21 protein-coding genes and 4 pseudogenes are annotated in these 19,347 nt (G+C 57.6%); all 25 read left to right on the top strand.

Annotated elements, in window-relative coordinates; all coding sequences use genetic code 11:
• Positions 1 to 34 precede the first annotated feature (34 nt).
• Complete coding sequence (locus SOPEG_RS03125) at positions 35 to 1,486, top strand: DUF1073 domain-containing protein (RefSeq protein WP_236851602.1); 1,452 nt, start codon at positions 35 to 37, stop codon at positions 1,484 to 1,486.
• Positions 1,487 to 1,526: 40 nt separating this feature from the next.
• Positions 1,527 to 2,210, top strand: coding sequence for a phage head morphogenesis protein (locus SOPEG_RS03120; protein ID WP_025244264.1), 684 nt, complete (start codon positions 1,527 to 1,529; stop codon positions 2,208 to 2,210).
• 3 nt (positions 2,211 to 2,213) lie between these two features.
• Positions 2,214 to 3,518: a DUF2213 domain-containing protein gene (locus SOPEG_RS03115; protein ID WP_025244263.1), complete on the top strand. Its 1,305-nt coding sequence runs from the start codon at positions 2,214 to 2,216 to the stop codon at positions 3,516 to 3,518.
• A 1-nt stretch (position 3,519) separates the two neighbouring features.
• Positions 3,520 to 4,002, top strand: a complete 483-nt coding sequence (locus tag SOPEG_RS03110; protein ID WP_025244262.1) for a structural cement protein Gp24 — start codon at positions 3,520 to 3,522, stop codon at positions 4,000 to 4,002.
• Positions 3,999 to 5,021: pseudogene (locus tag SOPEG_RS03105) on the top strand (DUF2184 domain-containing protein). The gene SOPEG_RS03110 and the pseudogene SOPEG_RS03105 overlap by 4 nt, the downstream one beginning before the upstream one ends.
• An 18-nt stretch (positions 5,022 to 5,039) precedes the next feature.
• Complete coding sequence (locus SOPEG_RS03100) at positions 5,040 to 5,384, top strand: hypothetical protein (protein WP_025244261.1); 345 nt, start codon at positions 5,040 to 5,042, stop codon at positions 5,382 to 5,384.
• Positions 5,385 to 5,395: 11 nt separating this feature from the next.
• Positions 5,396 to 5,806: pseudogene (locus SOPEG_RS03095) on the top strand (DUF4054 domain-containing protein).
• Between the two features lie 21 nt (positions 5,807 to 5,827).
• On the top strand, positions 5,828 to 6,109 hold the full coding sequence (locus tag SOPEG_RS03090; protein WP_025244260.1) for a hypothetical protein: 282 nt from the start codon (positions 5,828 to 5,830) through the stop codon (positions 6,107 to 6,109).
• Position 6,110: 1 nt separating this feature from the next.
• On the top strand, positions 6,111 to 6,740 hold the full coding sequence (locus SOPEG_RS03085) for a hypothetical protein (RefSeq protein ID WP_025244259.1): 630 nt from the start codon (positions 6,111 to 6,113) through the stop codon (positions 6,738 to 6,740).
• Complete coding sequence (locus SOPEG_RS03080) at positions 6,685 to 7,050, top strand: hypothetical protein (RefSeq protein WP_025244258.1); 366 nt, start codon at positions 6,685 to 6,687, stop codon at positions 7,048 to 7,050. The genes SOPEG_RS03085 and SOPEG_RS03080 overlap by 56 nt, the downstream gene beginning before the upstream one ends.
• The gene (locus tag SOPEG_RS03075; RefSeq protein ID WP_025244257.1) at positions 7,035 to 7,586 is read left to right on the top strand and encodes a phage neck terminator protein; all 552 of its coding nucleotides are present in this window, start codon (positions 7,035 to 7,037) and stop codon (positions 7,584 to 7,586) included. Before SOPEG_RS03080 ends, SOPEG_RS03075 begins: the two co-directional genes overlap by 16 nt.
• Positions 7,567 to 9,050: pseudogene (locus SOPEG_RS03070) on the top strand (DUF3383 domain-containing protein). Before SOPEG_RS03075 ends, SOPEG_RS03070 begins: the two are co-directional and overlap by 20 nt.
• A complete protein-coding gene (locus SOPEG_RS03065) occupies positions 9,050 to 9,490 on the top strand; it encodes a phage tail fiber protein (RefSeq protein ID WP_025244256.1) in 441 nt (146 codons plus the stop codon). The pseudogene SOPEG_RS03070 and the gene SOPEG_RS03065 overlap by 1 nt, the downstream one beginning before the upstream one ends.
• 116 nt (positions 9,491 to 9,606) lie before the next feature.
• The gene (locus SOPEG_RS03060) at positions 9,607 to 9,894 is read left to right on the top strand and encodes a hypothetical protein (RefSeq protein ID WP_236851599.1); all 288 of its coding nucleotides are present in this window, start codon (positions 9,607 to 9,609) and stop codon (positions 9,892 to 9,894) included.
• Between the two features lie 83 nt (positions 9,895 to 9,977).
• Positions 9,978 to 10,103: a transcription elongation factor GreA gene (locus SOPEG_RS03055; RefSeq protein ID WP_417903433.1), complete on the top strand. Its 126-nt coding sequence runs from the start codon at positions 9,978 to 9,980 to the stop codon at positions 10,101 to 10,103.
• Entirely contained in the window at positions 10,103 to 11,950 is a 1,848-nt protein-coding gene (locus SOPEG_RS03050; RefSeq protein ID WP_025244254.1) for a hypothetical protein, read from the top strand. The genes SOPEG_RS03055 and SOPEG_RS03050 overlap by 1 nt, the downstream gene beginning before the upstream one ends.
• Positions 11,947 to 12,741, top strand: a complete 795-nt coding sequence (locus SOPEG_RS03045) for a hypothetical protein (protein WP_025244253.1) — start codon at positions 11,947 to 11,949, stop codon at positions 12,739 to 12,741. Before SOPEG_RS03050 ends, SOPEG_RS03045 begins: the two co-directional genes overlap by 4 nt.
• Positions 12,741 to 13,042 (top strand): annotated as a pseudogene (locus SOPEG_RS03040) (phage baseplate plug family protein). Before SOPEG_RS03045 ends, SOPEG_RS03040 begins: the two are co-directional and overlap by 1 nt.
• Entirely contained in the window at positions 13,039 to 13,884 is an 846-nt protein-coding gene (locus tag SOPEG_RS03035) for a baseplate hub protein (protein ID WP_025244252.1), read from the top strand. Before SOPEG_RS03040 ends, SOPEG_RS03035 begins: the two are co-directional and overlap by 4 nt.
• Position 13,885: 1 nt before the next feature.
• Entirely contained in the window at positions 13,886 to 14,560 is a 675-nt protein-coding gene (locus SOPEG_RS03030; protein WP_038468135.1) for a Gp138 family membrane-puncturing spike protein, read from the top strand.
• A 9-nt stretch (positions 14,561 to 14,569) separates the two neighbouring features.
• Positions 14,570 to 14,926 (top strand): contractile injection system sheath initiator, encoded by a 357-nt coding sequence (locus tag SOPEG_RS03025; RefSeq protein WP_025244250.1) that lies wholly within the window; start codon positions 14,570 to 14,572, stop codon positions 14,924 to 14,926.
• Positions 14,923 to 16,167, top strand: a complete 1,245-nt coding sequence (locus SOPEG_RS03020) for a baseplate J/gp47 family protein (protein ID WP_025244249.1) — start codon at positions 14,923 to 14,925, stop codon at positions 16,165 to 16,167. The genes SOPEG_RS03025 and SOPEG_RS03020 overlap by 4 nt, the downstream gene beginning before the upstream one ends.
• Positions 16,164 to 16,802: a DUF2612 domain-containing protein gene (locus SOPEG_RS03015; RefSeq protein ID WP_025244248.1), complete on the top strand. Its 639-nt coding sequence runs from the start codon at positions 16,164 to 16,166 to the stop codon at positions 16,800 to 16,802. The genes SOPEG_RS03020 and SOPEG_RS03015 overlap by 4 nt, the downstream gene beginning before the upstream one ends.
• 26 nt (positions 16,803 to 16,828) lie before the next feature.
• Positions 16,829 to 17,644, top strand: a complete 816-nt coding sequence (locus SOPEG_RS22490; protein ID WP_081742910.1) for a phage tail protein — start codon at positions 16,829 to 16,831, stop codon at positions 17,642 to 17,644.
• A gap of 60 nt (positions 17,645 to 17,704) precedes the next feature.
• Entirely contained in the window at positions 17,705 to 18,913 is a 1,209-nt protein-coding gene (locus SOPEG_RS03005) for an IS256 family transposase (protein WP_025244246.1), read from the top strand.
• Positions 18,914 to 19,347: the final 434 nt, after the last annotated feature.

The following is a 19,347-nucleotide window of genomic DNA, read 5'->3' as shown; positions in this document are numbered from 1 at the left end:
GGTAACGCCTTCATCAATGCGCGTACATGCGCAGATGCTGGAAGAGAATCAACGGCGTCAACGGCGGCGGTTTGAGACGTACGATCCGCCGAAGGGGGTGATCCCAGAGGCTATTCGCCCTGCCGTACTGGCGATGGACACCACCCCCTACGATATGCTCAACGGCAGCTACCCCGATGCGGTGATTGGCGGTTTTCCGGGCTATCCCTACCTTTCCCAGATGGCACAGCTACCCGAGTACCGCCGTATGGTCAGCGTGATGGCCGAAGAGATGACGCGCAAGTGGATAAACGTCACTGTTGCCGGCGACGGCGATGAGAGCAAGGCGGCGCGCGTGACGCAGCTTGCCGCCGCCCTGGCCCGTTACCGGGTACAGGAGGCGTTTCGGCTGGCGGCGGGGCATGATGGCTTTTTTGGCCGCGGGCAGATTTATCTCGACATGCGCTCGCCCACAGGGCTGTCGGCCTGGACAGAGGCGGAAGAGTTGCGATCGCCGCTGTTTATTTCGGCTAAAAAAATCGCTCGCGGTGCCCTGCATGCCTTGCGGGTAGTGGACCCGGTGTGGACCTACCCGGGGATGTACAACGCCGATAATCCGTTGAGTAATGATTTTTACCAGCCGACGGAATGGTATGTGATGGAGAAGACGGTCCATGCCAGTCGCCTGCTGAATTTTGTCTCACGCCCGGTTCCCGATATGTTGAAGGCCGCCTATAACTTTGGGGAGTTATCACTGACGCAAATGGCGGAGCCGTATGTGAATAACTGGTTGCGCACCCGTGACAGCGTGGGCGATACTCTGCATGCGTTTTCATTAAGCGGCATCAAAACCAAGCTGGGTACCGCCCTGCAGGGGAAATACGATCCGGGTTACACGCAGCGAGCCGAGCTGTTTAACCAGACGCGGGATAACCGCGGCCTGCTGATACTTGACAAGGAAGAAGAAGATTTCTTCCAGGTTAACACGCCGCTGAGTGGCCTGGACACGTTGCAGGCGCAAGCCCAGGAGCACATGTTTTTTGTCAGCGGGATCCCCTCGGTGAAATTCGCCGGCCTCAGTCCGACCGGGCTCAATGCTTCCAGTGAAGGAGAAATCCGTGTGTTTTACGACACCATCGCGGCCCTGCAGGAAAAACTCTTTCGTAAACCCCTGAAACGGGTGCTTGACATCATCCAGCTGTCGGAATTTGGCGATATCGATCCAGATATCACCTTTGAATTTGAGCCTCTTCATGAACTGACCCGGGAGCAACAGGCGACGCTGCGTAAAATCGAGGCGGAGACCGACCAGATTTACGCAAGCGTAGGGGCGATGACCAATAACGAGGTGCGCGAAAAACTGGCCGCAGATCCGGACAGTCCGTACAGCCGCCTTGATTTGCGCGGGGATATCGACATTGACGACGATGAAGCGCTTTTCGACGACGATAAGGAAGAGCAGGAACGAAAAGCGCCTGAGGTCGATCCGCCCGAACGCCGGGATTGAAGCCGGGTACCGTAGGCAGCTCGATAAGGCGGTGCGGGAGTTGCACCGCAGCACACTTTATTGGCTGCGCGCGGAATACCGGCAGACGGGACTGGCGCAAGATGCCTCTGCGGCTATCATGATGCGGGACGCCATGGGCAAGCTGTCCAGGCGTTGGCGTAAAAAATTCGACGTACTGGCGGCAAAGCTGGCTGAACGTTTCGCCGTCGATGTGATAAACAACAGCGACGCTTTCCTTGCCACCGCGTTACAGCAGGCGGGGTTCACGGTGCCGTTCAAGATGGCGTCGGAAATGAATAACGTGCTTCAGGCGACCCTTACCGAGAACGTCAATCTGATCCGCTCCATTCCTCAGCACTATTTTACCCAGGTTGAAACGCTGGTGATGCAGTCCGTTTCTCACGGGCGTGATCTTGGCACGCTGACCAAAGCATTACAACAGCGCTATGGCGTCGCCCGGCGTCGGGCGGCGTTTATCGCTTTGGATCAGAACAACAAGGCAACGTCGGCCATGCAGTGCGCCCGCCAACGTGCGCTCGGTATGACGCACGGCCGCTGGCGCCACTCCCATGCCGGCAAGGTGCCCAGGTCCTCGCATGTGAAAGCAGACGGCCAGACATTCGATCTGGCCAAAGGGCTGTATTTGGACGGCAAGTGGGTGATGCCGGGCGAGGAAATCAACTGCCGCTGCACCTGGGAGGCGATTTTACCCGGACTGGAGTAATCAATGACAACGGAACGACTGGCTTTTGACCGGCGTTCGGTACGGCACTTTGACAAAGTGGGCAGGTTGCAGGTGGCGCGCAGCGCCATCAGCAAGGCGAATGTGTGCGGCTATTACGGGCGGGAAATCCCGCAATCCGACGTACTCGGACTTAAGCCTGACAAACTTTACATGCTGTACCGTGATCCGGACGAGCTGCGTCAAGGCGCGCCTACCTTTAACACTATCCCCGTGCTGTGCCGGCACCAGCCCGACTATCCGGGGGCACCGGCGCGTGAATACCGCTGTGGTACCACTCATGCCAGCAGTGAATTTGACGGCACCTATCTGGTGAATGGCCTGTCCATCTGGGACAACGCCGCTATCGCCGGTATCGAAACCGGTGAGCAACGTGAGCTGTCGTCTTCGTATGCCTACGTTGCCGACATGACCCCTGGTAAAACGCCGGACGGTGTCCGCTATGACGGCGTGATGCGCCAGATTGTCGGTAACCATGTGGCCCTGGTCGGTGATGGCCGGGCGGGGTCGGATGTACTGGTTTTTGATTCCCTTCCTCAGGAGTTACAACACATGAAATTAAACCGTAAGGGTGTCGCCATGCGCGCCGCGCTGGGTGCCTATCTCAGGCCCCGGCTTGCGCAGGATGCGTCACCGAAGGACTTGACCCGGCTGGTCGGTGCCCATCAGCGTCCAAACGCGATTGCCAATGCGGTCAAGGCCGTCTTTGGTGAACATCTGGCGCAGGATATGGAGATTGAGCCGGCCGAACTGGCCGAGCTGATGGAAGCCGCGGCAGCGGTGGTCGAACCCGAAGAGGCAGCACCGGCACTGGATAATGATAACCCGCTGGATACGGTACTGGCCCTGCTGAGCGATAAGGTGCCGGAAGCGGTGCTGGAGAAAATCCGGGCGGCATTGATGCCGGCGGCAGATGATGCCCCCGAGCCACCCGCACCCGATACGGTCAGCAAACCGGCGATGGATGCGGCGATTAAACAGGCCACGGACAGCGCCACCCGCGCCGCCGCCGAAAATTTCCGTGCGGTACGGATGGCAGAAAGTGACGGGCGGCCCCTGATTGGCGAGGTGGTGGCGATGGATTCGGCAGAAGAGGTCTATCGCACGGCGCTGGCGCAAGTCGGTATTGAGACCGACGGCGTCCACCCCAGCGCGTATCGCAGTATGGTGAAATACGCCGTAGAGCAAAAGCAGGCGGTCGCGACCCCGCGTATCGCGATGGACACTGCCGCGGCATCGTCTTTTGCGGCGGATTTCCCGAGTGCGGGCAAACTGAAACGAGGTTACTGAGATGAGTTTTCCAACACGTATTAACCAGTATTCGGCGCCGGGCGTGGAAGGCGTGTTTGCCAGTGCAAACCCGTATACGTCCTTTGTGGCGGGAGAAGGGGCGCTGGTCACGGGTCAGGTCGGGTTGACGATAGGCCGCTTTGCCTGGGTCGTTAACGGTGTGGCGACCAACCAGGGCACGGGCGCGCCGGCGGGATTTGTACCGCGGGACGGGCAGGCCGCCATTGTTGAGTGGCTGGCTGCCGCCGCCATGCTGATCCAGTCGGGCCGTGAATGCACTCTGATAACCGCCGGCGATGTCTGGGCGCGGACCACCACGGCGGCCACGCGCGGGCAGAAGGTGTTTGCCTCGCTGACGACCGGTGAGATCGCCACCGGTGCCGCCGGTGCCAGCCTGGACAGCTTTGCCGAAACCGCTTTTTATGCCGCCAGTGAGGCGGCCGCGAAAGACCTGATCATGATCAGCACCTGGAGCAAGTACTGAATAAATTCAAGCAACACTATGCCACCGCCCGTCGCGATTACGGCATTATCCTGCCGGGTGCGCAGGCGTACCTGCCGGCTGACTATGCGGGTAACTATGCGTTGGCCATGGATGCACAACCGCAGATGGTGACCCAGACCAACGGCGGTATTCCGGCGTACTTCACTAACTATGTTGACCCTGAGCTGATCCGCGTGATGGTAACGCCAATGAAGGCGTCGCAAATCATGGGCGAAACCAAAAAAGGCGACTGGACCACGCTGACCGCGCAATTCCCCATTGTGGAATCGACCGGGCAGGTCAGCAGTTACGGTGACTACAGCCATAACGGTACGGTAAGCGCCAATGTGAACTGGGAGCCGCGGCAAAGCTACCATTACCAGATTACCAGACCTTTACCCTGTGGGGTGAGCGCGAGCTGGATATGTATGGCGAGGGGCGCATAGGCTGGGCGGCTGAACTTAATGTGGCGTCGGCGTTGGTGCTCAACAAGTTTCAGAACAAGTCGTATTTCTACGGCATTGACGGCTTGAAGAACTACGGTCTGCTGAATGACCCGAGCCTGTCGGCACCCATTACGCCGGCGACGGTGAATGGTAAAGTCAGTTGGGATGACAAGGACGGTCAGGCAGTCTATGACGACATCGTGCGTCTTTACAAGCAATTGGTGACGCAGACCAAAGGCCTGATTGAGCGCACTGACAGCATGAAGCTGTGCTTGTCGCCGTCCGCTGAGGTGCACCTGACCAAGACGAACGCCTATAAGGTGAATGTCTCCGATCTGCTGGCAAAAAACTTCCCCGAGCTGACGACTGTCAGCGCTGTGGAATACACCACCGCTGCCGGTGAGCTCCTTCAGCTTATCGCAGAAAAGCTCGACGGTCAGGATGTGGGGTATTGTGCCTTTTACGGAAAAACTGCGGGCGCATAGCGTGGTGGTCAAACCCTCGGCCTGGGAGCAGAAAAAATCCGCCGGCACCTGGGGGGCGATCATCCGTCAGCCGCAGGCCATTGCATAAATGGTGGGAGTGTAAACGATGGCTGAACATGTCACTGTGGGCTGCAAACTGCCCAATGACCTGGTCCTTGAGGTAGAAGGGCAGACCGTTACCCTTAACGGTAATCGTCAGGAAGCGGGGCACGTTACCGGCGGATATGGCTTAACCCAGGTTGACAAGGCCTTTTTCGATGCCTGGTTGTCGATACACGGCCAACAACCCTATATCAAAAACGGGGTGGTTTTCGCCCAAAGTAGCCAAAACAGTGCCCGCTCGCAGGCGAGGGAGCAGGCCGGAGCCGTATTCGGATTGGAGCCGCTGTCGCAGGAAAATCCGGTACCGGGCATCGCCCGGGATGATGAGGCGATGCGCCAGAAGGGGTAACCCATGGGGTTGTGACGTTTGATAGTAAGGCGTTTTGGGCACTGTATCCGATGTTTGCAGCGGCCAGCAATGATCTGCTGCAGGCACGGTTTAATCAGGCAGCGACGCTTTATCTCGACAATACCGACGCGAGTCTTATCGCCGATCTGAAGGAGCGGGAGCAGTTACTGTTTCTGCTGGTCGCGCATCTTTGCGCGCTGCGTGGCGAGGATAACGGGCTGGTTGGGCGTATTACCAGTGCGTCAGAAGGCTCGGTTTCGGTGTCGGTGGACAGCAGCGGCAGTAACGACGCGTCCTGGTGGTACTTGCAAACCCCGTATGGGGCGGATTACTGGTAGGCGACTGCGTCCTACCGGACATGGCGTTATTACGCAGGCGGCTACCCCGCACACTACTATCGCGCCCTGCGCCGCTGGCGCTAACTATTTTTGAGGAGAACAGAAATGACTCAACGCGCCATGTCGATGGGGGGCTACCCGATAGAGGTTCTGACCCCTCAGGATGGCAGCGGTACTGCCATCACCACTGCGCAGATCACCGATGCCACGAAGACCGGTAAACAGCTACTGACCGCGAAAGATGCGGCGGCCGCGCGACAGGCCATCGGTGCCAAGGCGGACAACTACCGGCCAAAAGTGGCGGATATCAGTGACGCCAGTGCCATCGGTCGGCAGATCCTGGCCGCCAAAGACGCCGACGCCATCAAAGCGCTACTGGGGTTGTAATATGGCCGGCAAGATCAGGGGAAGCGATGCTTTTCGGCAACGGCTGGCGCAGAGGGCGAAAAACGTGGCAACAGGGAAAACGCTTAAAGTGGGTTTTCTGGCAGGGGCGACCTACCCGGAGGGAATGCCGGTGGCAATGATTGCCGCGGTCAATGAGTTTGGCGGCAGTATCACGGTGCTCGCCCGCGAACAGACCCTGCATTTTCGCGCTAACCCGCGCACGGGCAAGGTGGGTACGCGTTTCGTGAAAGCGTCAAAAGCAAACTTTGCGCAGAGCGTCATGATCCCCGCACACACCATTACCGTGTCACCCCGTCCGTATTTTCGTACCATGATTGCCAGTAAAAGCGCGGCCTGGAGCGGCGCTATCACGTCCTTGATGCAACAAAACGATTTGGATACGCGGGCAGCACTTGAGGCGATGGGTGAGCAAATAAAGGGCCAGTTGCAGGAGGCCATTCGTGAACTGACGTCGTCGCCGCTGGCTAAATCAACCATCAAGCGCAAGGGCTTCGACAAACCGCTCATCGACAGCAGCCATATGCTAAACAGTGTTGATTATGCCGTGGGGATACATGAATTTACACGGCATTGCGTTGCGCGCGGTGGGAGCAGTGAATCCGTTTATTGACGCGAAAATCTACCGGTCCACCGGTCAGGTCACATCGGCGGATTATTCGCAGACCCCAACGTACGCTGAGCCGGTGGTCATGCGGGTGCAGAAGCAGGCCGTCTCGCAGTCCGATATCCGGCACCTGGATAACCTGAATCTTCAGGGCGTGTTTGCCTCGGTATATACCGACGGCAACTGGTGCGGTATTTATCGTCCTCGTCAACAGGGCGGCGATCGGTTTGTGATTGGTGAAGAAAAATGGTTGGTTGTTGCTGTGCCGGAGAACTGGCCGGACTGGACGAGGGTGATTGTATGCCTGCAAACATAGCGCTTTCCCTCAGCGAAAGCGATCTCTACCAAGCCCTTGGGGATGTTCTTCAGGGACTTTTTACTGACGTGAAAATCGTGCGTAGCCAGCAAAACGCGGTGTCGATGCCTGTCGGGGACTTCATTACCATGACCTCACTGCATTCGACCGGCCTTTCCACGGGCGTGGTGACGTATACCGCACCTGTCGCGGCAGGACCGGGCACGCAACAGATAACCCGCACCACGCAGTGGCGGTGTCAACTGGATTTTTACGGTCAAACGGCGGCGCGCCATGCGCTGACTTTTGCCACGCTGATCCGCTCTGAGCTCGGCACCGACGTTTTCCGGCGGGCTGGCAACGTGATCTGCCCGCTGTATTGCAGCGAGCCACACCAGACTACGATGATTAACGGTGAGCAGCAATACGAACCACGCTGGACGTTGGATATCGTCGCACAAATTCATCCGGTGGTCAGTGCGCCACTGGCCTTCTTCGATAGCGTGACCCTCAAAACGACCATAACGGAGTCCCTCGATGGCCATTCCAATCAGTAAAGATGTGAAAATTAACCCCGGAGTATTGGCGGCGGCGGGGAACGTGGTTGACCTTAATGGCCTGCTGCTGACCACGAATGCGTATCTACCGCAGGGGGCGGTGCTGTCGTTTTCTTCTGCGGCAGATGTCGGGGCTTATTTCGGCGGCGAGTCAGACGAATACACCATGGCGGCGATGTATTTTCAAGGGTACAACAACGCGACGAAAACCCCGGGCAAGCTGCTGTTTTCGTGTTTTAACCGGGTACCGGTGGCGGCCTGGTTGCGCAGTGGCGCATTCAAGGGCATGACGGTTGAGGCGTTAAAAGCGATTTCTGGCACACTGACGCTCACAATAAACGGCAAAAGCCGCCGTATCGAGGTGAATTTCAGCGCGGTGACCAGTTTTGCCGACGCTGCCGCGGTGCTTCAGACCGCGTTGACGCCAGCGGTAGCTGCCGTGACATATGACACCCTGCATCATGCATTCATCATTACCGTGGGTGGCACCCAACCGGAAACCACGTCAATCACCTTCGGACAAGGCTCGGCTGCCGAGCCGTTGAAACTTACCCGCAGTACCGGTGCTGAAGTGTCGCAGGGGGCGAGCAAAACCGTGGTGCCGGACATGTTTACCGCCATCACGGCCAGGTCTTCGCAATGGGCGTCGTTCTCGACGGTATTCGAGTGTGAAGACGCCGAGCATTTAGCGTTGTCTGCCTGGGCCAGCAGCCAGAACAAGCGGTATTTTTACGTGGCCTGGACGACCCGTGCAACAGCAAAGGTCGCCGGCAGTGAAGAGCATATCGCCCACGCGATCATTACGTTCAATAATTACGGCAGTATCGTACCGGTGTTTTGTACCGACGTAAAGAAACCGGCTGCGGTGATGAGTTATGCCGCGGCACTGGATTTTGTCCGCCTCGCGGGGCGCGTTCCGTTTAAATTCCGCGAATATAACGGCCTGGCGGCAGATGTGACGCACGAGACGGAATACGACGCGCTGATCGCCAACGGATACAATTTTACGGCTAATACGCGGCCAACAATATCGTCGAAGACTACTGGGCCGATGGCACCATCACAGGGGATTTCAAGTGGCTGGACAGCTTTTGCGGTCAAATCTGGTTGAACGCCAATCTGCAGGGCGCGGTGCTGGCGTTGTTCAAGTCGAACAAAACCGTCCCGTATAACAACGCCGGTCGGGCGCTTGTTGCCACTGCGATGAGCGATGTGATCGAACAGTTCAAGGCCTGGGGCGGTATTCGCGCCGGGGTCACGCTGTCCGCGGCGCAGAAACTGGAAATCAGCAATGCCGTGGGGGAAGACGTGTCCGCGACGCTGTTTGCCACCGGGTATTACCTGTATATCGGCGATATGCTGCCGGCCCTGCGCGCCGGACGAACCAGCCCGAGCTGCTCACTGTGGTACAGCGACGGCGGCAGTATCCAGAAGCTGATGCTGGCATCTACGGAGGTTCAATAATGTCTAATAATACCATTACCGCTGCCGACGCGATCATTACGTTGTCCGTGATAAATCTCTATCCGTCAGGTGTACAGCTGCAGGACTTTGCCGCGGATAACGTATACGGTACCGACGCGCTGGTCCTCGCTGAAACCGTGCGCGGGGCCGATGGGAAACTGTCCGCCGGTTTCATTTGCGGCAACATCAGCCAGACGTTCCATATTATGCCCGATTCCGCCAGCCGTGACGTGTTTGACACCTGGGCTGCGATATCGCGCGCCAGTGTGGCGGTTTTTCGCTGTAACGCCACGGTGGTCCTGCCGGCGCTCAAGCGTCAGTACAAATGTGTGAATGGCGTGCTGAAGCAGTGGAAAGCCCTGCCGGACGCGGCGCGTATCCTGCAGGCCAGTCAAGCGATCATCGAGTGGGAATCGATTACGGCGGAGGCGTTTAACTGATGGCGCGTAAAGAGACATTTATCACCATTGAACGTGATGGTCGTGACCAGGGCAAGATGTTCTACATCAAGGAAATGGCCGCTTCGCAGGCCGAGTGGTGAGCGATTCGAGCCTTGATGGCTATGGGGCGTGGCGGCGTCGACCTCCCGGATGATCTGCGCAGCATGGGGATGGCGGCCATGGCGGTGGAGGGGCTGAAAGCCATCGCGAAAATCCCACCCGACGAGGCGAAACCCCTGCTGGATGAGTTGATGGCCTGCGTTCAGGCGGTACCCAACCCGGCGGATAAGTCGGTGGTGCGCCCTATCCTCGAAAGCGATATCGAAGAAGTGCTGACCCGGTTAACCCTGCGCGCAGAGGTGTTCAAGTTACATGTGGATTTTTTCGCACCCGCCGGCCGCTAGATATTCCTCCCCGCTATAGCCATCCGGATAAGCCCTTTGGCCTGGTTGAATACCCCAACGTTCCGCATACCCTCGGTACCGTGATGTCCGCAGGCAAGGCCTCGAAGGTTGAGCTGGATACGGTGCTTGGCGTGCCGGATCTGTGGGATTTACTGGAAATTATCCGGGTGGATGCGCATAACGCGCGGGTGATGCAGGAGGGTAAATAGTGGCGCAGATACTCGATGAGCTGGTCCTTGCACTGGATATTGATGACAAGCAGTTTCAGGCGGGAGAACACGCTGTGGTTGCCGGTCTTGACCGGCTGACGGCGGTGATGGCGCGCGTCGTAGAGACGTTCGACAACGGCGAGAAAAAAAACCGCGAGGCGCTGGATAAAACCGGCAAGCAGGCGGATAAAACGGCCAAGGGGATGGAGGTCGCGGGCAAAAAGGCGTCTTCTTTCTTCTCCAGCATTCGTTCGCAGGTGCTGGCGCTGGCCGGCGTCACTCTGTCATTGCATGGCCTGAAAAATTTTGTCACGGGCTTCACCCAGCATCTGAATCAGCTTGCAACGGCGGCGGACGCATTCGGGATGTCGGCAAAGTCGCTGGACGGATGGACAAAAGCCGGTGAGGTCTTTGGCGTCAGTGCCAACGAGATTGTTGGTGCCTTTTCCCGTATCAATGATGCCAAAGCGCGTTTACAGGCAGGGCTAGGGCTCGATCCCCATTTGCAGAGCCTGTTGCTGGCGGCTAACCAGGCCGACGTTAATGTTGATCTCAGCCGTGACAGCACACAAGACATTATGCGCAAACTGACCGCCGCCTTCCCCCACCTGAATACCGCGCAGCAGCAGGCTTACGGCGGTGAGTTGGGGCTGGGGTACGCCGCGCAGCAGTGGATGGGATCGGGGCACGCACTGCAGGACGTTGAGCGCTTTACAGCCGGTTCGGGTGTGGATGAGGACGACATTGCGGCAGCGAAACGGTTTCGGGAACAGTGGGCGGCAATCAGCCAGGCCTTCGAGAAGACCGGCTATATCCTGTTTACGGCGCTGCCGCCGTACCTCAAGCAATTCAACGATTGGCTGAATGAACTGGCTGCCTGGATGGCTGCGCATCCGGAAGACATCAAGAACGCGGTTCGCGGTTTTCTGGACACCCTCAAGGGCCTGATCACCCTGGCAAACGACGCAGCCGGGGCGATGGAGGGATGGAAAAACGTTATTTTGACCCTGATAGGGCTAAAATTTGCGGGTTGGCTCTGGGGCGTGTATCGCGCGGTGGCCGCCATGCTAGGGCTAGGCGGGGGCGCGGCGACAGGTGCAGTGGGCGTGAGAATAGCAACGGCGCTGACTCGGATCGCACCGTGGGCGGCGCTCGTCATACCGACCAACAATACGCCCAGCACCGGCGAAGAGATGCAAGAGCTGGAGAGACTCAAGCGCGAAAACTGGTCAAAGAACAACCCCGGCGTGCCCTACCGGGCCGTACCCCGCGGTATTCGCAACAATAACCCCGGTAATCTGAACTATGCCGGGCAGGCGGGTGCGACGAAAGAGCCAGGGGAGCAGGGGCGTTTTGCGGTGTTCTCGACCATGCAGGCGGGCATCGCCGCGCTGTACCGGCAGCTGCAGCGGTATTTGGGGCGAGGGATCAACACGGTAGCGGCGATTGTGCAAAAGTACGCGCCGTCGGCCGACGGTAACAACGTGAACGCCTATATTCAGGCGCTGACACGTAAACTGGGGCTGGATGCGAATGCGCGTCTTGATCCAGACAATATCCAACAGATGATCACCTTGATGGAAGGCATCATTGGTCATGAAAATGGCGCAGGCTATCTTACCCGGGCAGATATCGCCCAGGCTTTGCCGCAACCGGGTGCCGGCATGGCGGCACAATCGCGACAGCCTGTTGCGGGCGCGCAATCCACGGTCAACGAGACCATTCATATCGGTACACTGAACGCCACCACCACGGCCAACAATCTGAAAGGGGTCACCGACGACGCCCGGGCGAAAATTAACCGCTCCAGTCTGGTGACCCACTACGCTTTCGGAGTCTCGACATGACGTTTTCACTGAATCAGGCCACCGTGCTTAATGCGGTGCGCGGCGGCGGCTTGCTATCGGTCGTCAACAGCGTACTGTCGCCGGGGTACGGCATCTACTACGCCTCGGGCGACAATATCGGCCGACGACCGTTTTCACCGACGTCATTCGTGGTGGTTGAGGTCGGGGGCGAGGCGGCGATGGGGACGGCGCCTGTCGAGAAAGGCGGGTATACCACCTTCAACAAGGTGCAGCACCCGGCAGAACTGCATATGACCTTTACCGTGGAGGGCTGGACGGGGTTCGCCGGCGGCCTGCCCAACCTGACTAATCTGACGCTGACCTCCCGCTCGGATGTACTGGCAACGCTTGAAATGATGCACACCACGGCGGCGGTTTATGATATCGATACCCCCGACAAGACCTACGCCGGCTACGATCTCACACAATACGACTACCGCATCCGCAGCGATGGCGGCCCGACGTTGCTCACGGTAACGGCGGTTTTTCAGGCGGTGCAGGACGTGGCCGACGTGACGGTCAGCAGCGAAACCTCACAGGCCAGCCCGACGGATAACCGCCGGACGCAGGGGGCCAACGCCCGGACGGAGAGCGTGACGCCGTCAACGACCGGCCCCACCCTCGACGAGGTCAAAAAAGCGCAGACAGGTATTGTCCCGGCCTTTCAGCGTGTCGCGGGCGCGGTGTCATCTGCGGTTGACGATGTCCGAAAATCGCTGGGTGAGGTGGTCATCAGCCCACGGCAAAAGCTGGACCACGCAGTAGACTGGCTCGCACGGAGTTTAACCTGATGCTGGAAATTGTTTTAAAACCGCTCAAGGCGCAACAGTTTATCGTTAGCCTGAATAATCAGGCCTGTGCCATCCGGCTGAACCAGCGCAGTACGGGGTTGTACCTCGATCTGAGCGTGAATGATACCCCGTGCCTACAGGGGTGTTGTGCCTGAATGGCAACAAAATCGTGCGCTATGGCTATCTCCCGTTCGCGGGTGAGCTGTTTTTCGCTGATCTTGAGGGGAAGGCCGATCCGGAATGGGCGGGGCTGGGGCAGCGCTTCAAACTCTACTATCTGACGCCGGAGGCGTTGCGATGAGCTACCAGATACGCCATCTTAGGGTGGAGTTCACCCTTGCCGCAGGCAAGACCTTTGACGATCGGGGCAATGTACTGCCCCTCGATAACGTGCGCGGCTATGTGAGCCTGGCAGCCTATGGCGGCATTGCCGGCACGCAGATCACCCTGTATCTCTGGGGACTGACGCCACAGCACATGGCGGTGCTGAGCTATAAGGGCGTCTGGATCGACGGGGCCGCGCCGAACCGGATCCGCCTCTGGGCCGCTGATCAGCAAATCTTCGAGGGATTCATCAGCGACGCCTACGCCGATTACAATCAGGCCCCAGACGTGCCGCTGATGATCACCGCTAACATGATGTTTTATTTGCGGGCGAAAGCCGCGCCGCCGTTCAGTGCCGAAGGCACCATTGGCATTGACACTATCTTTACGTCGCTGGCATCAGTAGCTGGGCTGAAATACGAAAACCAGGGCGTGAAACGCGCCTTGCCAAACCCCTATTTTCAGGGGGATATCACCCGGCAGATGCTGGAGGCGGCCCAAGCCGTTGAAGCAGACATCGACATCAACGTCGAACAGGTGATGATCTGGCCGAAGGGCACGCCGAGAAAAGCGCCGGCATTGCGGGTTTCACCACAGCAAGGGCTGATTGGCTATCCCATTTTTACCAGCGTGGGGCTCAGCATCACCACGCTGTTCTGTGCCGATATCTTCATCGGGCGCAAGCTGTCGCTGGAGACGGCGCTGCCCGATGCCAGCGGGCAATACAGCGTTATTGGCGCAGTGCATACGCTGACGTCATGGGTGGAGGGCGGGCAGTGGAGTACCGCCTGCGATCTGCTACGACTACCGGGAGAATGAGATGCATCCGTTACACGTGAGTGGTACCGATCTGAATGGCGATAGCAATGCGCAGGAGTTTATCCTGAGCCAGTTTTTAGGCCGTCATGTGTTTATCACGCTGGGGCAGGTGGTGAACGTGAAAGAGGGTGCCATTGATATTCGCCCGATGGTGATGGCGGTCGCCGGCGATGGTGCACCCATCGCGCATGGGGTGGTTTACAACGTCCCGGTCTGGCGTCTGCAAGGGGGCGACAGCGCGGTGATCATGCCGCCCAAGGTCGGTGATATCGGTTTTCTGGCTATCTGCGACCGGGATATCAGTGGCGTCAAGGCAACGCGCCAGCCGTCAATGCCCGGCTCCCGGCGCACGCACAATCTGTCGGATGCCCTCTACCTAGGTGGCGTACTCAACGGCCGGCCGGTGCAGTTTGTTGCGTTTGCCGATCAGCAAATCAATGTCACCTCACCTTGGAAAATTTCACTGAACGCGCCAGATATTGAGGCCAATGCCTCACGCTTTGCGGTGAATGCAGACAGCATCCTGCTGAACGGTGAGGTGCAAAGCTCGAATACCCTGAAGGTAACCGGGCAGGCTTCACTCGCCGGCGGTGCGATCATCGGCGGTATTGCCTTTGGCGATCACGTACACGGTGGTGTTCAGTCGGGCGGGGCGCAGACGGGAGAACCCCAATAGGAGAGGGCCATGCAAACACGTTCACTGCGACTCGACACGCAGACCTGGGATCTGATGCTGGACGGTGCCGGCAATCTGGCGGTCACCGATAACCCTTACGCGGTGGCCCAGGATGTTGCCTGTGTCTGCAGCACCTTTTTGGGAGAATGCTGGTACGACACCACACTGGGCATCCCTTACTACCCACGCATCCTGGGTCAGTGGCCGGGGACGCAGCTTATCAACACCAAAATGCAGCAGGAAGCGATGAAGCTGCCCTATGTGTCGTCCGCAAGCTGCACGGCCGTTTCCGGTGGCGAGCGCTGTATGGGCGGCGTCATGACGATAATCGATACCAACTTTGACCAAACCACGGTGCTATTATGACAGAGAAATCCTCGGCGCATACCACCGCAGTGCCGGCGGTCACCTTTTCCAAGACCGGCCTGCTGGTACCGGATGAAGTCGATATCCTGAACGGCCGGCTAAGCTATTTCTCCACGGCGCTTGGCGGTGCGATGAGCACCAGCCTGACGACCCCGCAGGGCCAGCTGGCCAGCAGTGAGGCAGCGATTATCACCGCCAGAAACGACCAGCTGCTGGCGTTGGTTAACCAGATTAACCCGGATTTTGCCAGTGGCCGGTTTCAGGACGCGATTGGGCGACTATATTTTATTGACCGCCTTGGCGCGACCGGTACCACGGTGACGGCTATCTGCACGGGGCTGGCCGGTACGCAGCTGCCGGTGGGCAGCGTGGCGCAGGATGAGGCGGGCTATCAGTATCGCAGCCTGGCGGCGACCACCATCGGTCCCACGGGGAGTGTGGCGGTCGTGTTCCAGAACCAGACGCCGGGTCCGCTGCCCTGCCCGGCGCAGACGCTGAACCGTGTGTACCAGGCGGTACCGGACTGGTCAGGGGTGAGCAACCCAACGGCAGGGGTGCCGGGCAACCTTGAGGAGAGCCGCGCCGATTTTGAACACCGTCGACGTCACTCGGTGGCGTTAAATGCACGTAATCTGGATGTGTCTCTTCAGGCGGCGTTGCTGGCGGTGCCCGGCGTCACTGACGCCTATGTCTGGTCAAATCGCAAGAGCGAGGCGGTGACAATGGGTGCAACGGGGTTTTCCGTGGCCCCGCATTCAGTCTACATTGGTGTTTATGGCGGTGCACAGGCCGATATTGCCCAGGCTATTTTCAACAACAAGGCCCCCGGTTGTGAGATGAACGGCGATACGGATTACACCGTTCAACATACCGAGGACTACAGCCCACCGTATCCCGAGTATGCCTTGCAGTGGCAGACGGCAAAGCCCACCACGGTGTCTTTTCGGGTGACGCTGCAAAATCAGCGCACTGAGCTACCCGCCGATACCGATAATCGTATTCAGCAGGCGATTATCACCACGTTTACCGGGCAGGACGATATCAACGCCGCGGCGACCATCGGGGCACTTATCCCTGCCGGGCGTTTTTATGCCGGTGTGGCAGCGGTTGACCCGGTCAGGTTGAATATCGCGGTGATAGAGTTATCGCTGGACGGCCAGCACTGGTCGTCGGGGGTGACGCTGGGTATTGACCAGGTGCCGGTGACGTCAGAGACGGCTATTCAGGTGGTGACGGCATGAATTACCTGAAGACGATACAGGCGCAGTATGCGGCATCAAAGGCGTTAAACGCTGTGATAGCCACCTTTGAGCAGGCCGTTAGTCTCGAGCGTTTTACCGACATTTTTTTAACGGCGGTATGGGATATCGAGACGGCACAAACCTATAGCCTGGATATCTGGGGAAAAATTGTCGGCGTGTCGCGCTATCTGACGGTGGAAGATACCCCAGATTATCTGGGCTTTGACGAAGCTGAAATCACGGCCATTGATGGTTACCCGCAACCGTTCGATGTGTCACCGTTTTATGCCTTGCTGCAACCCTCATCGGTGGTCAGATTAACCGATGACGCCTACCGCAAGCTGATATTGGCGAAAGCCTTTAGCAATATTACCGATGCCACTATCCCGTCGATTAACCGCTTTCTGCGTATTCTGTTTACCGACCGGGGCAAGGTGTATTGCACCGACGGGCGGGATATGACCATGAACCTTGTGTTCGAGTTTCCGCCAACGCTGTCTGATCTGGCGATACTGAAAACGCTGGCAGTGATGCCGGTACCGAGCGGGGTAGAGGTGAGATTTATCATTGCGCCGACGCCTAATCTGGGCTTTGCGGCAGACACCTATCCGATGGATGAGGGCACATTTTACTGAATGACCTGCGACATACAGGTTTTTTTATGGGAGTTTACATGAAATCCAGCCATACCCCCACCAAACACGCGATACCGTTCGGGCAGAACGGCAACAAGCGTGATATTCCGCAGGACACCAAAACCGGCAGCGGCGAGGCCTCGCTGAGTCTGGGCTTTCCGCCGGAAACGATGGTGCCCAAAGTCTCGGGCGGCATTCCGCCCAGCGGCAAGGACTTTAACAGTATCCTCAATGAACTCTCAGCGATGGGGCGCTGGGCCAATGCCGGGGCGGGCTACCCGTTTGATGCGGTGTTTGCCAAAGCCATCGGCGGTTACCCTGCGGGCGCGAAAATCCCGAACTCGGAGAACAGCGGCTTCTGGCTGAACAGCGTCGATAACAATCTGGATAATCCCGAAGTGACAGACGGCACGTTGACGGGGTGGGTACCGGCAGAAAACTACGGTATTGCCACGCTATCCGGGCTGTCAAAAGGCGATGTAGCACTGAGCGCACTACAGGCGGCTAAAGCGCGTATTGTGCTCTCAGGCGATCTGAAGGCCAACGTGGCAGTCATTTTCCCCGCGTGGCAGAAGAGCTGGACGGTGGTGAATCAATGCACGGGCAGTGGCTCGCTGATTTGTCGCACGAAAGCGGGCGCAGGGGTTGTCGTACCTAATGGTGAGTCGAGAGAGATTGCTGGCGATGGCAGTCGGCTTGTGCAGCGTATCGTGAATGCGACCACTTCGGTTGCGGGCATCACCCAACTCAGAAGCGACACCCACAGCGACAGCGAGACGATGGCAGCGACGCCAAAGGCGGTGAAGGCGATAGCCGATAATCTCAGTGGTAAGCCTGTTTAGAAATTTGTGTATTTGCCTGATTTTGATATGTTCAATCCAACATCAAAAACAGGTTAATTTATGGACGAAAAACAGTTGCAGGCTCTGGCTAACGAACTGGCCAAAAATCTCAAAACCCCTGAAGATCTCAGTCACTTCGATCGGCTGCTGAAAAAAATCAGCGTCGAAGCAACTCTCAATGCCGAAATGACCCATCATCTCGGCTACGATAAAAATCAGCCTAAACCGGAGACCAACGCCCGCAACGGCTATTCCACAAAAACCGTTACCACTGGCGATGGCCCGCTGGCGCTGCGTACTCCGCGCGATCGTGATGGTTCCTTTGAACCGCAACTGGTGAAGAAGAACCAGACCCGGATTACCGGGATGGATAACCAGATTTTATCGTTGCACGCCAAAGGGATGACCACCCGCGAGATCGCCGCCGCGTTCAAAGAGCTGTATGACGCCGATGTCTCGCCGGCGCTGGTCTCAAAGGTCACCGATGCGGTCATGGAGCAGGTTTTCGAATGGCAAAACCGGCCTCTGGATGCAGTCTATCCCATTGTTTATCTTGACTGTATCGTTCTAAAAGTCCGGCTGGACAGCCGTATCATCAACAAATCTGTGTTCCTGGCGCTGGGCATCAACATCGAAGGCCAGAAAGAGTTGCTAGGTATGTGGCTGGCCGAAAATGAAGGCACAAAGTTCTGGCTGAACGTGCTGACAGAGCTGAAAAACCGCGGCCTGAACGATATCCTTATCGCCTGCGTAGACGGGCTGAAAGGTTTCCCTGACGCTATTAACGCGGTGTATCCGGAGGCGCGGCTCCAGCTGTGTATCGTGCATATGGTGCGCAACAGCCTGCGGTTCGTCTCCTGGAAGGACTACAAGGCCGTCACCCGCGACCTGAAAGCTATCTATCAGGCCCCTACGGAAGAAGCCGGCTTGCAGGCGCTGGAAGCGTTCTCCAGTGCCTGGGATATCCGCTACCCGCAAATAAGTCGAAGCTGGCAGGCAAACTGGGCCAATCTGGCCACGTTCTTTGCCTACCCAACGGACATCCGCAAGGTGATCTACACGACCAACGCCATCGAGTCGTTAAACAGCGTGATCCGGCATGCCATCAAAAAGCGCAAGGTGTTCCCGACCGACGACGCAGTGAAAAAGGTGGTGTGGCTGGCGATACAGGCGGCCTCACAGAAATGGACAATGCCTTTGAGGGACTGGCGCATGGCAATGAGCCGCTTTATTATCGAGTTCGGTGACCGCCTGGACGGTCACTTCTGAGAAAAGGCATTTACACAGAATCGTGTACAGGGTCAATCCTAACAAACTATAGCAAAAGAGCCGTTGAAATATATAAAATATAAATGCATTGAGTATGTTTATCAACAAAATCGTTAATTGAAACTGTTTAAACGGCTTTCAAACTTACTCAAACCACGACCAATCCAGTCCAGAATATAGTGCAAAAAACTCATTTTTCGCTCATTTTTTTGCGACGAGTCCAAAATCCTTAAAATGGCTGTAAGCCGCGCCAGTAAAGGGCTTCCGGCTAATCCATCGTTCCCCCTGAGAGTCCAGAAATGCTTGCCACCCCACAGCAGAGCCGTCAGTCACGTGACGAAATCGACTGGCGTAACGTGCGGAATGAGGCTTTACGTGGTGATTCCGTGGAAGAGGGATTGCCCATGAAAAGCCATAAAATTGGCTACTAGCAC

Origin of the sequence: Candidatus Sodalis pierantonius str. SOPE (assembly GCF_000517405.1) — a bacterium.
Taxonomy (GTDB): domain Bacteria; phylum Pseudomonadota; class Gammaproteobacteria; order Enterobacterales; family Enterobacteriaceae; genus Sodalis_C; species Sodalis_C pierantonii.
Note: the sequence above shows the minus strand (reverse complement) of the source record. Positions and strands in the feature narration are given on the sequence as shown.

Excerpts from the sequence above, each read along its gene's own strand:
- SOPEG_RS03045 (WP_025244253.1), top strand. The coding sequence starts at position 11,947 with ATGACGTTTTCACTGAATCAGGCCACCGTGCTTAATGCGGTGCGCGGC.
- SOPEG_RS03085 (WP_025244259.1), top strand. The coding sequence starts at position 6,111 with ATGGCCGGCAAGATCAGGGGAAGCGATGCTTTTCGGCAACGGCTGGCG.
- SOPEG_RS03055 (WP_417903433.1), top strand. The coding sequence starts at position 9,978 with ATGTCCGCAGGCAAGGCCTCGAAGGTTGAGCTGGATACGGTGCTTGGC.
- SOPEG_RS03090 (WP_025244260.1), top strand. The coding sequence starts at position 5,828 with ATGACTCAACGCGCCATGTCGATGGGGGGCTACCCGATAGAGGTTCTG.
- SOPEG_RS03035 (WP_025244252.1), top strand. The coding sequence starts at position 13,039 with ATGAGCTACCAGATACGCCATCTTAGGGTGGAGTTCACCCTTGCCGCA.
- SOPEG_RS03075 (WP_025244257.1), top strand. The coding sequence starts at position 7,035 with ATGCCTGCAAACATAGCGCTTTCCCTCAGCGAAAGCGATCTCTACCAA.
- SOPEG_RS22490 (WP_081742910.1), top strand. The coding sequence starts at position 16,829 with ATGGGAGTTTACATGAAATCCAGCCATACCCCCACCAAACACGCGATA.
- SOPEG_RS03005 (WP_025244246.1), top strand. The coding sequence starts at position 17,705 with ATGGACGAAAAACAGTTGCAGGCTCTGGCTAACGAACTGGCCAAAAAT.
- SOPEG_RS03015 (WP_025244248.1), top strand. The coding sequence starts at position 16,164 with ATGAATTACCTGAAGACGATACAGGCGCAGTATGCGGCATCAAAGGCG.
- SOPEG_RS03065 (WP_025244256.1), top strand. The coding sequence starts at position 9,050 with ATGTCTAATAATACCATTACCGCTGCCGACGCGATCATTACGTTGTCC.
- SOPEG_RS03110 (WP_025244262.1), top strand. The coding sequence starts at position 3,520 with ATGAGTTTTCCAACACGTATTAACCAGTATTCGGCGCCGGGCGTGGAA.
- SOPEG_RS03100 (WP_025244261.1), top strand. The coding sequence starts at position 5,040 with ATGGCTGAACATGTCACTGTGGGCTGCAAACTGCCCAATGACCTGGTC.
- SOPEG_RS03080 (WP_025244258.1), top strand. The coding sequence starts at position 6,685 with ATGAATTTACACGGCATTGCGTTGCGCGCGGTGGGAGCAGTGAATCCG.
- SOPEG_RS03030 (WP_038468135.1), top strand. The coding sequence starts at position 13,886 with ATGCATCCGTTACACGTGAGTGGTACCGATCTGAATGGCGATAGCAAT.
- SOPEG_RS03125 (WP_236851602.1), top strand. The coding sequence starts at position 35 with ATGCTGGAAGAGAATCAACGGCGTCAACGGCGGCGGTTTGAGACGTAC.
- SOPEG_RS03115 (WP_025244263.1), top strand. The coding sequence starts at position 2,214 with ATGACAACGGAACGACTGGCTTTTGACCGGCGTTCGGTACGGCACTTT.
- SOPEG_RS03025 (WP_025244250.1), top strand. The coding sequence starts at position 14,570 with ATGCAAACACGTTCACTGCGACTCGACACGCAGACCTGGGATCTGATG.
- SOPEG_RS03060 (WP_236851599.1), top strand. The coding sequence starts at position 9,607 with ATGGCTATGGGGCGTGGCGGCGTCGACCTCCCGGATGATCTGCGCAGC.
- SOPEG_RS03020 (WP_025244249.1), top strand. The coding sequence starts at position 14,923 with ATGACAGAGAAATCCTCGGCGCATACCACCGCAGTGCCGGCGGTCACC.